We start from the raw sequence: 12,265 nt of genomic DNA on the forward strand, positions 1-12,265 counted from the left end.
CCCGGTTGGCCTACCCTGCTCAACATGATCCGAGCTGTGGTTTTCGATGTCGGTGAGTGCCTGGTCGACGAGACGCGCGAGTACGGCACGTGGGCGGATTGGCTGGGGGTGCCTCGGCACACGTTCGCGGCGATGTTCGGCGCGGTGATCGCTCAGGGGCGGGACTACCGGGAGACGTTCCAGGTCTTCCGCCCTGGCTTTGATCTGTACGAAGAGCGGGAGAAGCGGGCTCAGGCCGGCCAGCCCGAGCACTTCGATGACAGCGACCTGTACTCGGATGTGCGTCCGACGCTGACGGCGCTGCGGGGCGCTGGTCTGTGGGTGGGTGTCGCGGGCAACCAGACGGTACGGGCCGGGGGCATACTGCGCTCGCTCGACCTCCCGGCCGATTTCATCGCCACGTCCGACGACTGGGGCGTGTCCAAGCCCGATCCGGCGTTCTTCTCCCATGTGGCGGACGCGGCTCCCTGCCCGGCCGAGGAGATCCTTTACGTGGGTGATCGGCTGGACAACGACATCCGCCCGGCGGACAAGGTGGGAATGAAGACGGCGCTGGTCCGGCGTGGGCCGTGGGCAACGATCCAGTGGGATGAGCCGGACGCCGTCGCGGTGCCAACCTTCCGCGTTCACAGCCTCGCCGAGCTGCCGGAGCTGGTCGCCAGCCTCAGCGCTGAAGAGCACTGACGGTCGTTCCCCAGCCGTACATCCGGTCGTCCAGACTGCGGACGTACGGTTCGTCGCGCCATGCGTGCAGCCGCTTGCGGACGTCGCGTATCCGGTCCATGCCGACGGCGTACCAGGTCACGCTGAGCTGATCGAGCGCTTCGTTGGCCCATCGGCAGGCTTCCTCTGGCCTACCGGCTGCGGCCTCCACCGCGGCCAGGTCGCCGAGGATGATGGTCCGCTGCTTGCCGTCGTCGGCGGGCAGGTTGTCGAGGACTCCCAGCAGCGTGGCCCGAGCCTGGGCTGTGTGCCCGGCTATCAGCTGGGTGTTGCCTTTGAACGCGGCGAGGCGGACGGGGCTGAACCAGTCCATCCACACCGGGCATGGCTCGTCCGTATCGCCTTCGGCCAGTACGCCTTCGGCGTGGGAGATCAGGCGCAGCGCTGTACGGGTGTCGTTGCACCGTGTCATGCACTCGGCCTCGACGGCGTCAAGCCAAGCGATCATCATCGCGGGGGCGTTGCCCCTGCGGGCGTAGGCACGGGCAGCAGACATGCGCTCTTCGGCGTCTTCCCTATGGCCCTCCCAGCCTGGGATGAACGCGGTATGAGCCAGGATCGCCGCTCCCAGTAGCGCGTCGTCGGCTTCCCCGGCGGCCTGGAGGCCACGCACAAACGCGTGGTTCGCGGCCTTGGGCTGCTGGAGGTCGAAGAAGTCGATACGTCCGGCCAGAAGGTAGGACTCGGCGAGTGCGGCGGCAAGGGTCGTACGGCAGCGGCCGGACGTCTCACCAATGAGCGCTGTGCCCAGACGTGTGTGCTCCACAACGGTGGCGTGGAGTTGGGAGGGCTGCACGGACCAGTACAGGCGTCGGTGAGCGGCCGTGATCGCGGCGAAGTCGCTGCCTACCGTGGCTGGTTGCGTGGCATTGCTTGCGCTGGGGAACGGTCCGGGGGCGGGTCCGATCGCGGGCGCTCCCGATGCTGCGACGGGCCGTCGACTGGCACCCTCCCGCGTCGAATTCGTTCCATCCCACGGTGCGGTGAAGCCCAGTTCCTCGATGGACTGGCCCAGCAGATGCGTCAGTACCCGCTGAACGTCAGGCTGCGGCCATGGCGGATTCGCTGACTCCCAGCGGCGGACCTGGCGCACGCTGATCTGCAACGACCGTATGCCGAGCTGAGGAGCGGTGTTACGGATGGCCTCCGCCAACGCTTCCTGAGACGCGTATCCCGCCGCCTGCCGGGCGGCCTTGAGCCGAACGTTTCCCACTGGCCTGGGCACTGGACTTCCTCACGGTTTCGATGGGGCTGGTCAGCTCCGCCAACGGTAGCTTTGAAGGGCCCATTTGGGGACCCTCACCTTCCTGACCTCGCTAACAGGTCCCATAGAAGTCCTCTTTGAGTCCTCTAAGCGGCCTTCATTGGGACGTCCTGTAACCCCACCATGTCTAAGGCCGGACAGACAGCAAACATGCGGGGTGAAGGCCATGAGCGCGGCGGTGCAACGCGCAGGCGAGCAGCAAGACGAAGTGGACGTCGAGGAGATCAAGAGGACGATCGTCAACGCCTTAGTGACGCGGACGGTACTGCCGCCGTACGAAGAACTGCGCGACCTGCACAAAGCGTTGCTGGGGCACATTCATACGTTGATGCCGCTGGCAGAGAAGCGGATCGACCGTCTGAACCGGGGCACTGTGGCCTGGTACTCGAAGCGCAGCAGGTTGAACACCATCCCGCATGAGGTGCGTCAGGGGCTGGGCTCCGGCTTGCGGTCGGCTGAGTGGCACGTTCGGAGCCTGGGCTACACGTGTCAGTTCCTGCTCAACAACTCCGGACTCGCCCAGGAAAGCGACGGGTGACCTAGAGACCGGGCGGGAGCTGCTGCCCATGGGAAGGACCCGCAGCTCCCGCCCTCCCTGGGTGTGGTGACTGCGCGGCGGACAGCGCCCCGTTCGCCTCGTGGATGTCACCCACCACGCCCAGGAGCGGCGGACACTGCCCCGTCCGCCGTCAGCGGTCCGGCTCCCCATGCTCGCGCCCAACAGACGATCCGTGAGGCCGGGAGTCGGACCGCACAGCACAACAACCGCAAACGCAAAACCGGACTACCCCTCAAAACCCTGGCAGGCCAAGGGGTAGCCCGGTGGGAAGTCCGTGATCAGGACCCCGGTGCCGATGGTACCGGGGTGGTTGTCGTACTCGTTTCGACGCCGCCCATTTCCAGGTGAGTTCAGTCGAAGCGAAGGGGTGGTGACGAGTGCGAGGCAGATACGGAGTGGCGGGCTCGATGGTGGCGGTCACCAGAGCGTCTACGACACGCAGGTCGGCCACCGCGATACGGAAACCGACGCGGAGCGACCACGACGGCCTGAGCCACCGCGCGGCAGCAGCTGCTCCCCGCCCGCCAGGACCGGGCAGTTCGGTCTGCTCACGCGCTCGCATCCGTGACGGCGACAGTACGGCGGCCGGCCACATCGAGCCGGGGCTGACGACCGACATGCCCCCGGCCGGGCACCCCTCCCCTCCCCGCTGGCCGTTGCTACGCGCACAACGACGATGGCCGCAGTCGGCGGACGGCCGGTCATGTAAACCGCTCCGCGTAGCCGCCCCTCGACGGCTGGCAGGACTGGGCATGTGGCCTTGGCCGTGTTGCTACGTCGGCGCGTCCACTGCGGTCGGCAGGAGCTCTGTGGGAGCTGTTCCAGATGCTGACTGCGCTAGGTGCGCTGCTGGTGCGGGGTGGCGCGCTGAGTGGCACGGGGGCGCCGCTGAGCGGGGCGGTAGACAGGAGCGGGCGGCGGCCACGGGCCGCCAGCGCGCGCGGCCCGCGCGAGCGGGCCGCGCGAGCGGGCCGCGCGAGCGGGCCGCGCGAGCGGGCCGCGCGAGCGGGCCGCGCGAGCGGGCCGCCTTGATCCAGTAAAGAAACTCTGAACAGCTCGCACCGGAAGGATCGCAATGCGGGATGCGCGCGACCAACGCGCAGACGATAACGGGGAACTGGTGCTGACCGAGCAGGAGCGAGCGCTGCTGGCCGAGATCGCGGCCATGGCTGAGCGCCTGCGCGGTGAGCTGGAGGAGATACGTGCGCAAGTGGAAGAAATTAGGCCGTGTCCGGCAGGTCACCCACGACCCACCGGACGCAGTGGTCACGACCACTCCTTGGCAGGGTAGCCGTGGTTCTCGGTGCTAACGCGGCGTCGCCGTACCGCCGACATTGCGAATCATGCGCTGGAGGATCGTGAGGGCGGCCGCATAATCTCTGTCTGCGATGCCTTCGTGGATCTCCGAGCGCAGTTCGGCAACGAGGCTTTTGATCCGAACCTTGGCGTCTCGCCCAGCGCCCGTGAGGCTCAGACGATCGGCCTCGTCAGCAGCGAGCCATCCGCGGTGGAGGAGGCTGTCAACAGCGTGGCCCATGTCTTCGGGGGTCACCTCGTCGAGGAACGCGTCCAGTCGGGCGCAGATTTGCGCCCGTGTAAGGCCGTTTTCGGCGGCATCGACATAGTTGAGTGTCCACCACTGCTGCTGTGTGACGTCTACCCGAGCTAATGAGCTGCGGACATGCTGGAGAAGCGCACGGGTGGTAGCCCATGTCCAATAGGCGACGGGCTGGGCAGCCAGGGCCGAGACATCGAGGTGTTCGGGTTCGGTTTCCATGACTGGATACGCTAGAAGTTCAACCTAAGTTGAGGTCAACGGTCGATCGACTTCGCCGACGAGACTTGAAGGGGTGATCTACGAACCCTGCCGCGACTTCAGTTCGGCGACTTCCCGCTTGAGGGTCTGCACCTCCGCGTTCAAGGTGCGGAGCTGGTCCCGGACCTCTAGGAGTGCTTCGGTGATGGTCCCGGTGGGTTCTGCGCTCGCCGGGACCTCAACCGTTCCGGCCGTCGTCTGCGGAGGCGTGTAGCGCTTGGCCTCGATCAGTTCGCCGCCGGGGCCGATCACGTCGGCTACGTAGCTGCCGCGCCCCTGCACGGTGTAGATCAAGCCCTCTTCGCGGAGAACGCGCAGGGCGCTGCGGGCGGTCATGTTGGCGATACCGAACCGCTCTTGCAGCTCGCGGTGCGAGGGGAGCTGTTCCCCCGGCTTGAGCTTGCCCGCCTTGATCTCGGCCCGGATGGCCTCGGCTGCCTGTTGATACGGCGGGCGGGCGTCGTGCGTCGACGGCGTCATGGTCCAAGGGTAGCCGGGTTAGCTCACCTAACACACCCAGACCCCTGAACCCTCATAGCTAGCCCGCTTGACCTAGCTAGCTTGGCTAGGTCATAGTTGTGGCCCGATCGCACAAGCGGTCGGCCACGAAAGGGAGTTCGAGCATGGCTATGACCCGTATACGCGTGGGGCTGCTGCCCTCCACTCAGTTCATCGTTGGCACCCTCCCGGTGCCGAAGGTGAAGGACCCGAACACGGGTGAGGTCGCCACCGACCGCGACACCGGGGAGACCCTGCACACCCTGACCGTCTTCCTCATGGAAGAGGGCCGCGCCGAGCAGATGAAGATCACCGTTCCCGAGAGCGGCCTGCCGGGCGGTCTTCAGCCGGGGATGCCGGTGCGAGTGGCGGAGCTGTTCGCCACTCCGTGGGCGCGGCTCTTCAACGGTCAGCTGTCCGATGGCGTGGCCTACCGGGCGGCGGCGCTGGAGCTGGTCAAGTGACGGCCGCTGCCCCTGAGCCGGTCTATCCGGTGGCGCCGGAGAGCGGGGATGACGACTCGCGGTTCACCAACGGCCTGCTCTTCGACGTGGCCAAGGTGATCGAGTCGCACGGCTACCCCAAGCTTGCATCCGGCCGTGACCTGCTGGAACTGCGGATATCCCTCTACCGATTCCTCTACACGAACAAGGACGCGCTGTGACGGTGGGAGAGGTCATCGGGTCTGCCCCGGCTGTTGCCGGGGCGGCCCTGGCCCTGATCGGCATATGGGCCCTGTGGTGGCTGGTGCGCTATGTGCGTGCCGACAAGATGACGCGAGCCAGCATGCGGCAAGCCATCGGCGTACGGCGACGCTGGCGTCGGCTCGCTCCGATGGTCGGGCTGTCGGTGACCGACAAGACGCCCCCGGTGATCGTGGCGCCGGACGGCAAGGTGCCCAAGCCCCGGGTCCTGACCCCGAAGATCCGGGTCATGGCCGACCGGTACGGGGTGCTGGTGCATGCGGTGTGCCTGCCGAAGGTGGGGCTGGCGGAGTTCCAGCGGGCGGCCCCGTACCTGGCCGATGCATGGCGGTGCACGCGGGTTTCGGTCCTGCCGGACAAGCCGGGACAGCTGGTGATCCGTGGGGTGCGGGTTGATCCGCTGATCGTCCCCACCGAGCACACCCCTACCGGCTCGGTGCCGGAGGATCTGGCGGTGTGGGATCTGGGCGTGGATGAGTACGCGCTGCCGGTGAGCGTGAGCCTGGCCAACGTGCCGGGCGTGACCGTGGCGGGGCTGCCCGGCTTCGGTAAGACGTCTCTGGTCAACCGGTTCATCTGCGATACGGCGCCGTCCGATGCGGTGCAGTACGCGGTGGCGGACGGCAAGGTGACCTCATCCCATGAGGGCGACTACGCCGACCTAGCCGAGCGGATCTTCGCGTTCGTCGGTGACGATCTGGAAGAGGCGAACGCGCTCTTCACGCGGCTGGTGAAGCTGCGACGGGACCGGTCGGCGTCCATCCGTGCCCTGCTGGGCGTGAAGAACATGTGGCACGTCGGGCCCTCGGCGGCCTGGCCGTTGACCGTGCTCATCGTGGACGAGGCGCACACCTACTTCCGTGACTACAAGGGGTCGGACACGCGGACGAAGAAGCTCGCCGCGCTGGCGGCTGAGAACGCGCGGCTGGTGGAGGACCTGGTGAAGAAGGGCCGCAACGTCGGCATCCTGGTGATCATCGCGACGCAGAAGGCGACCGGGGACGCCATCCCCACCTTCATCCGGGACGTGTGCCCGGTGGGCCTGTCCTTCGCTCAGAAGACCGCCGAAGCGGCCGTGGTCGCGCTGGGGGAAGACATCCGCAACTGGCCGGACGCCAGCCCAACCGCACTCCAGGACCCTGCCTATGTCGGCGTGGCCGCCATGGCGCACCAGGGCCGCCCCGGCTTCGCCCGCATCCGCACCCCCTACGTCGCTGACGCGGACGCTGCCCGCATCGCCACCGACACCGCGCACCTGACCCGCGACCCCGCCGAACTGCTGGAAGAACTGGCGTCCTCGGCCCTGTGGAAGAGCGACGCGCTGATCAAGGGGGAGGCCGAAGCAGCCTGACCGTCCCGCTCGCTCGACACCCGAAAGGAGGTGAATCCTCTATGTCTGAGGACCGGATCACTCAGCGCACCGTGACCGTGATCATGGGCATCATCGCGGCCCTGGCCTTCGTCTTCTCCTTCGGCAACGTCTGGGCCCTGGCCCTGCGCCTCGGCGTCCCCGGCCCCATCGCACCGCTGATCGCGCCGATGGTGGACCTGTCCGTCGTCGGCCTCCTGGTCGCCCTGCGGTATCTGTCCCTGCGAGGTGTCCCGGCGGAGCAGATCAAGGGCGCTACTCGGTTGATGCACGTGTCCGGGCTGCTGACCCTGGCACTCAACGTCGCCGAGCCGATCGTGGCCGGGCACTACGGCCGGGCTGCCGTGGACGCGGTCGCCCCGCTCCTCCTCCTGGGCTGGGGAGCCGTCGGCCCGCAACTCCTGCGCCACTTCCACACCGTCGCCCACACCACCCCGGCCCCGGCACCGGCCCCGGCCGCGTCTGCCGCTCCGGTCGAGAAGGCCCCGGCCCTCGAACCGGTCTCGTCCCCGGTCGCGCCGAAGCCGGAGACTTCCCCGGCGGTCACCGTGCCCGTGCCGCTGCTGAACGCGGCCCGCACCATCGCCGACACCTACCGGGCCGAACACGGCGAGCCCATCACCCCGGCTCAGCTCCGTACCCGCCTCGGCGTCGCACTGCCGCTGGCCACCGCCGCGCACGCCCAGCTCTGACCCCGTGCCGGCCGTCCCGGCAATCCAGAACCCCCCGCCCCGAGCGGGCCGGATTCGTCATGCCCCGAGCAGCACCCGCACCCCTGGCCCAGTGCTGCCCGGGGCCCCTCTTCCCCGAAAGGACGCCTCACCCGTGAAAGCCCCTCTGGACCTGCGCCACGTGGCGAGCCTGGCCCTGCGGGACCTCATTCACCTCGCCCACCTCCCCGACTTCGACCGCGTCCAAGACCAGATCAGCCGAATCCGCGGTTGCACCCGACCGGTTCAGCTCGTCGGCTCCACCGAGACCCGCGACGCAGCAAGCGGCACCGTTGTCCGTGCGTACAGCACCGCTGACGAACCCACTGGGCGGCTGCTGACCGCCTGCGGTAACCGCCGTTCCTCGCGCTGCCCGTCCTGCTCGCGCCTGTACGCGGCCGACACCTACCACCTGATCCGGGCCGGGCTCTCGGGCGGCAAGAGCGTGCCGGAGACCGTGCGCACGCACCCGCGCCTGTTCGTCACGCTGACCGCTCCGTCGTTCGGGCCGGTGCACAACCGCCGCACCACGGAGGCGGGCGAGAACCTGGCCTGCCGCTGCGGCACCCGCCATCCGGCCGATGACCCCGCGTTGGGCACCCCGCTGTCCCCGGCCACCTACGACTACACCGGAGCCGTCCTCTGGAACGCCCACGCCGGAGCCCTGTGGGCCCGTTTCACCACCTACCTCCGCCGCGAGCTGGCCGCCCACCTTGGCATGACGCAGAAGGCGCTGAACGCGGCGCTGCGGGTCTCCTTCGCGAAGGTCGCCGAGTACCAGCGGCGCGGCCTGGTCCACTTCCATGCCGTGATCCGTCTGGATGGTCCTGAGGGTAGCAACGAGCCTCCGCCCCGGTGGGCCACCGCCGACGCGCTCACCCACGCAGTCAAAACAGCACATGGGCGGGTCGTGCTCACTGCGGCTTCCGAAGCCATCGGTGAACGCGAACTCCGGTGGGGCGATCAGCTCGACATCCGCGAGATCGCCGCCCTGGGCGACGGAGAACTGACTGATCAGAAGGTGGCCACCTACGTCGCGAAGTACGCCACCAAGAGCGCTGAGGACTCCGGCACCGTGGATCGCTCCCTGCGCTGCCCTCACTGCGCCGGGCGCGGCTACCAGCGCGGCCCCGACGGCTTCCGCGACCTGTGCGACGAGTGCGAGGGCACCGGCCAGACCGAGCCCATCGCGGACCTGCCCGTGCACAGCCACGTCCGCCAGATGATCCGCACCGCATGGAACCTCGGCCACCTCCCCGAATTCGCCGAACTCAAGCTCTGGAAGTGGGCCCACATGCTCGGCTTCCGAGGCCACTTCTCCAGCAAATCCCGCCGCTACTCCACCACCCTCAGCGCACTCCGCGACACCCGCCGCACCTGGCGCACCGAACAAGCACGCACCGCAGAGGACCGGCCCGAGCTGGACGAGGAAACCACCCTCGTCGTCTCCCACTGGCAATACCTGGCCTCCGGCTACAGCCCCGGCGAAGAACTCCTCGCCGCCCAGGTACGCCACGACATCGCCCAAGCACGCGACCACGCCAACCGCCGCAAAGCAGAAGGGGACCCCTGGCTGTGAGCACGGGCCTGCCAACGACACACACAGCCCTGACCGCCCCCGAGGCCATGACCGCCCGTCCCCTCCCCCCGAACGGAAGGAAAACGCACCGGATGACCCCGACCGCGATAACGCGTAAGTGGCACACGACGGCCGAGGTCGCCGAGATGCTCGGCTTCGGGCTGTCCAAGACCAAGATGCTCGTCCTGACCGGCGAGATCCGCTCGGTCAAGATCGGCCGTAACCGGCGCATCCTCCCGGCCTGGGTCGACGAGTACGTCAACCGCTGTGCCCAGGACGGCACCGAGAGGTGGTCCGCATGAGCGGCAAGCGCGGCAACGGCGAAGGGTCCATCTACCCCTACAAGAACGGCTTTGCCGCCTACGCCTGGGTCACCACCCCGGACGGCAGGAAGAAGCGCAAGTACGTCTATGGCAAGACGCGGACCGAGGTTCACGACAAGTGGATCAAGCTCCACGCGGAAGCGAAGAAGGGGCCTGTCACCACCAGTGCGCCGACGCTTCAGCAGTACCTCACGTACTGGCTGCGGGAGGTCGTGGAGCCCGATCTGAAGCCGAAGACGGCCGAGACCTACGCGATGCACGTCCGGCTCTACATCGCACCCGGCATCGGCCATAAGCGCATCGACAAGCTCACCGTGCGGGACGTCCGGACATGGGTCAACGATCTGCTCGAACAGTGCCAGTGCTGCGCACAGGGCAAGGATGCCCGGCGCGAAGAGCCTCGTTGCTGCGCGGTCGGCCGATGCTGCGATCAGGTCCCCTCCCGCCGTACGGTCCAGGACTCCCGTGCCGTCCTGCGTTCCGCGCTCACCAACGCCATGACGGAAGAGCTGATTTCGAAGAACGTCGCGGGACTGGTCAAGGTGCGGTCCGCGCGGAAGGTCAAGCGTGACCCCTGGTCCGTGGAGGAAGCCCGGAAGTTCCTCGAAGCGGCCAGCACCGCCCGTGATCCGCTCTACGCGGCGTACGTACTGATCCTCGTCCTGGGATTCCGGCGCGGCGAAGTACTCGGGCTCACCTGGCAGAACGTCAACCTGGACGCCGGTGAGGTGACCGTGCAGCTCCAGCTCCAGCGCATCCAGCGGCGCCTGGTGCACGACGAGACCAAGACCGAAGCCTCAACGGCCGTCCTGCCGCTGCCCGCGATCTGTGTCACCGCTCTCCAGGTGCGCAGGAAGGAGCAGGAAGCGGCCAAGCAAGCGGCCGGAGAGTTGTGGACGGACTCGGACTTCGTGTTCACCACCCGCTACGGGACCCCGATCGAGCCGCGCAACTTCAACCGCTCGTTCGCCGATCGGACCTCCAAGGCGGGCATCCGCCGGATCCGGCTGCATGACACCCGTCACACCTGCGGATCGCTGCTCGCCGCGCTCGACGTACACCCGCGCATCGCGATGCAGATCCTCCGGCACAGCAAGATCGCGGTGACCATGGAGATCTACACGCACGTACCGTCCGAGGCCACCCGTAAGGCGCTGCGGAGGCTCGGCAAGCACTTGGGCAAGCAAGATCGGAAGTAGTCGGAAGTAGTTGCTGTACTTCGCTGCTGTACGGCACGAAAAAGCCCCCGCCAGGTTTCCCCGGCGGGGGCTTTGAGCTGCGGTGGACCTGAGGGGATTTGAACCCCTGACCCCCTCGATGCGAACGAGGTGCGCTACCAGTCTGCGCCACAGGCCCTTGCAACGAGTGAAACTCTAGCATCCCCTCCGGGGTGCTTGGTAATCCGTTCCTCGCTGGTCAGTGAAGGGCCCGTCACTCGTTGGCAGCACGCGGCCGGTCCTCGTCGGCGTACTGGTCGAAGAGGGGGGTGCGGCCGCGGTCGCGGGTGCCGTGGGGTGGGGCGGCGACCGGGTCCGGGGCCGGGGCGGGGTCATGGGCGGAGGCGGGGTCGACGGTGCTGGAGCGGGCCGAGCTCCAGGCGTCGGGGGCGGCCAGGTCGACGCTGCCCGTGGCGCGCGGGGCGACCGGGGCGGTGACGTAGGTGGGCAGCGGGACCGGCACCGGCTCCCAGCCCTCGCCGGCCGCCGGGCCCCGCTCGCGCTCGCGCTCCTGGTCCACCCACTCGGCGTGATCGGTCTGCTCCACCAGCGCGCGGCGCCCGGCCGCATGCGGCGAGGGCGCCTTCGCGGGGGCGGGCTCGGCCTCGGCGGGGGCGGGAGGGTCGGCGGGGCGGTCCTCGGCGGAGGGGCCATCGGCGGGCGGATGGGCCCGCGGACGTCGGCGCTCACGCAGTCGCTGCGCGGCCTGCTCGGCGTGGCGCTGATCCATGGTGAAGGCGAAGCGACGGCGTTCCTGGGCGCGGAGGTAGGCGATATAGGCGCTGAGCAGTATGGCCGGGATGCCCGGGGCCCACAGGAAGGCGAGGCCACCCACGGCCGCGACGATCGCACCGAGGGTGAAGGCGACGAAGAGGATCACGGTGGTGCGGCGACGGCGCGCGAGCACTCGGGCGCGCCGCCCGCGGTCCAGCGCGCTCCAGCCTCCGCCGCCTGCCCCGCGTGCACCGCTCGCGCCCCCGGCGCCAGGGGCCCGCGCACCGCTCGTACCTCCGGCGCCCGCGCCCCGCGCACCGCCCGCGCCCCCGGCCGCCTGTGCCGACGCGCCCTCGGCGGGGGCGTCGGCGCCCGTGGGGGCGGGGGCACGCAGGGTTACGGGCTCGGCGAAGGCCCGGACGTCGACCGCGTCGGTCACCGCTTCCGGGTCGGCCGCATAGCGCCCCGGCTCGGCGGGGGCGCCACCCGTGGCGGGGGCGTCCGCGTCCTCGGCGGTGCGCTCGGCGGGGTCGTCCGCCGGGTCCCCGGGGCGCTCGAGGTCCACACGGCTCTTGGCGTAACGACGCTCCATGCCCGCCCGTCCGGACAGCAGCCGGATGGCGGTGCTGAAGCGTTCCGTCGGACGGGCCTCATTGAGCTCGTCCTGCCTACGAAGCCACATCGGCACCAAATAGGCGGCCCAGGCCCCGACGATGACTGCGTAGATGAGGCCACTGCTGCTCACGCTCACACGGTAGAGGGGTCCGCATGAGGCCATCTGCCAATTGG

General features: G+C 68.8%; 13 protein-coding genes and 1 tRNA gene. 9 read left to right on the forward strand and 5 right to left on the reverse strand.

What is annotated here, in order from left to right; all coding sequences use genetic code 11:
- Positions 1-24 precede the first annotated feature (24 nt).
- Positions 25-684: an HAD family hydrolase gene (locus ACT2CW_RS23695; RefSeq protein ID WP_445518190.1), complete on the forward strand. Its 660-nt coding sequence runs from the start codon at positions 25-27 to the stop codon at positions 682-684.
- Here the strand turns inward: ACT2CW_RS23695 and ACT2CW_RS23700 are convergent.
- Positions 665-1,489 carry a transcriptional regulator gene (locus ACT2CW_RS23700; protein ID WP_445518191.1) on the reverse strand — a complete coding sequence of 275 codons (825 nt, stop codon included), beginning with the start codon at positions 1,487-1,489 and terminating at the stop codon, positions 665-667. The two genes, ACT2CW_RS23695 and ACT2CW_RS23700, sit on opposite strands and share 20 nt — an antisense overlap.
- A 664-nt stretch (positions 1,490-2,153) precedes the next feature.
- On the opposite strand from ACT2CW_RS23700, the gene ACT2CW_RS23705 reads away from it, so the two are divergent.
- Positions 2,154-2,525, forward strand: a complete 372-nt coding sequence (locus ACT2CW_RS23705; RefSeq protein ID WP_445518192.1) for a DUF6415 family natural product biosynthesis protein — start codon at positions 2,154-2,156, stop codon at positions 2,523-2,525.
- A 1,327-nt stretch (positions 2,526-3,852) separates the two neighbouring features.
- Here the strand turns inward: ACT2CW_RS23705 and ACT2CW_RS23710 are convergent.
- Both ACT2CW_RS23710 and ACT2CW_RS23715 read right to left on the reverse strand, forming a co-directional pair.
- Positions 3,853-4,323 carry a MarR family winged helix-turn-helix transcriptional regulator gene (locus tag ACT2CW_RS23710; protein WP_445518193.1) on the reverse strand — a complete coding sequence of 157 codons (471 nt, stop codon included), beginning with the start codon at positions 4,321-4,323 and terminating at the stop codon, positions 3,853-3,855.
- Between the two features lie 78 nt (positions 4,324-4,401).
- Complete coding sequence (locus ACT2CW_RS23715) at positions 4,402-4,842, reverse strand: GntR family transcriptional regulator (RefSeq protein ID WP_286090988.1); 441 nt, start codon at positions 4,840-4,842, stop codon at positions 4,402-4,404.
- A 143-nt stretch (positions 4,843-4,985) separates the two neighbouring features.
- Between ACT2CW_RS23715 and ACT2CW_RS23720 the strand changes: the two genes are divergently transcribed.
- The 7 genes from ACT2CW_RS23720 (at position 4,986) to ACT2CW_RS23750 (ending at position 10,744) form a co-directional block, all read left to right on the forward strand.
- Positions 4,986-5,324, forward strand: coding sequence for an SCO3933 family regulatory protein (locus ACT2CW_RS23720; protein WP_286090989.1), 339 nt, complete (start codon positions 4,986-4,988; stop codon positions 5,322-5,324).
- On the forward strand, positions 5,321-5,524 hold the full coding sequence (locus ACT2CW_RS23725) for a hypothetical protein (RefSeq protein ID WP_286090990.1): 204 nt from the start codon (positions 5,321-5,323) through the stop codon (positions 5,522-5,524). The genes ACT2CW_RS23720 and ACT2CW_RS23725 overlap by 4 nt, the downstream gene beginning before the upstream one ends.
- On the forward strand, positions 5,521-6,915 hold the full coding sequence (locus tag ACT2CW_RS23730; RefSeq protein ID WP_445518194.1) for an FtsK/SpoIIIE domain-containing protein: 1,395 nt from the start codon (positions 5,521-5,523) through the stop codon (positions 6,913-6,915). Before ACT2CW_RS23725 ends, ACT2CW_RS23730 begins: the two co-directional genes overlap by 4 nt.
- A 41-nt stretch (positions 6,916-6,956) precedes the next feature.
- Complete coding sequence (locus ACT2CW_RS23735) at positions 6,957-7,625, forward strand: DUF2637 domain-containing protein (protein ID WP_445518195.1); 669 nt, start codon at positions 6,957-6,959, stop codon at positions 7,623-7,625.
- Positions 7,626-7,758: 133 nt separating this feature from the next.
- The gene (locus tag ACT2CW_RS23740) at positions 7,759-9,222 is read left to right on the forward strand and encodes a replication initiator (protein ID WP_445518196.1); all 1,464 of its coding nucleotides are present in this window, start codon (positions 7,759-7,761) and stop codon (positions 9,220-9,222) included.
- A gap of 92 nt (positions 9,223-9,314) precedes the next feature.
- On the forward strand, positions 9,315-9,524 hold the full coding sequence (locus tag ACT2CW_RS23745; protein WP_405539136.1) for an excisionase family DNA-binding protein: 210 nt from the start codon (positions 9,315-9,317) through the stop codon (positions 9,522-9,524).
- A complete protein-coding gene (locus tag ACT2CW_RS23750) occupies positions 9,521-10,744 on the forward strand; it encodes a site-specific integrase (protein ID WP_445518197.1) in 1,224 nt (407 codons plus the stop codon). Before ACT2CW_RS23745 ends, ACT2CW_RS23750 begins: the two co-directional genes overlap by 4 nt.
- Positions 10,745-10,827: 83 nt before the next feature.
- Here ACT2CW_RS23750 and ACT2CW_RS23755 read toward each other — a convergent pair.
- Positions 10,828-10,901, reverse strand: a tRNA-Ala gene (locus ACT2CW_RS23755).
- A gap of 75 nt (positions 10,902-10,976) precedes the next feature.
- Positions 10,977-12,221 carry a divisome protein SepX/GlpR gene (gene sepX, locus ACT2CW_RS23760; RefSeq protein ID WP_445518198.1) on the reverse strand — a complete coding sequence of 415 codons (1,245 nt, stop codon included), beginning with the start codon at positions 12,219-12,221 and terminating at the stop codon, positions 10,977-10,979.
- Positions 12,222-12,265 lie beyond the last annotated feature (44 nt).

It is taken from the genome of Streptomyces sp. NEAU-174 (genome assembly GCF_052665095.1).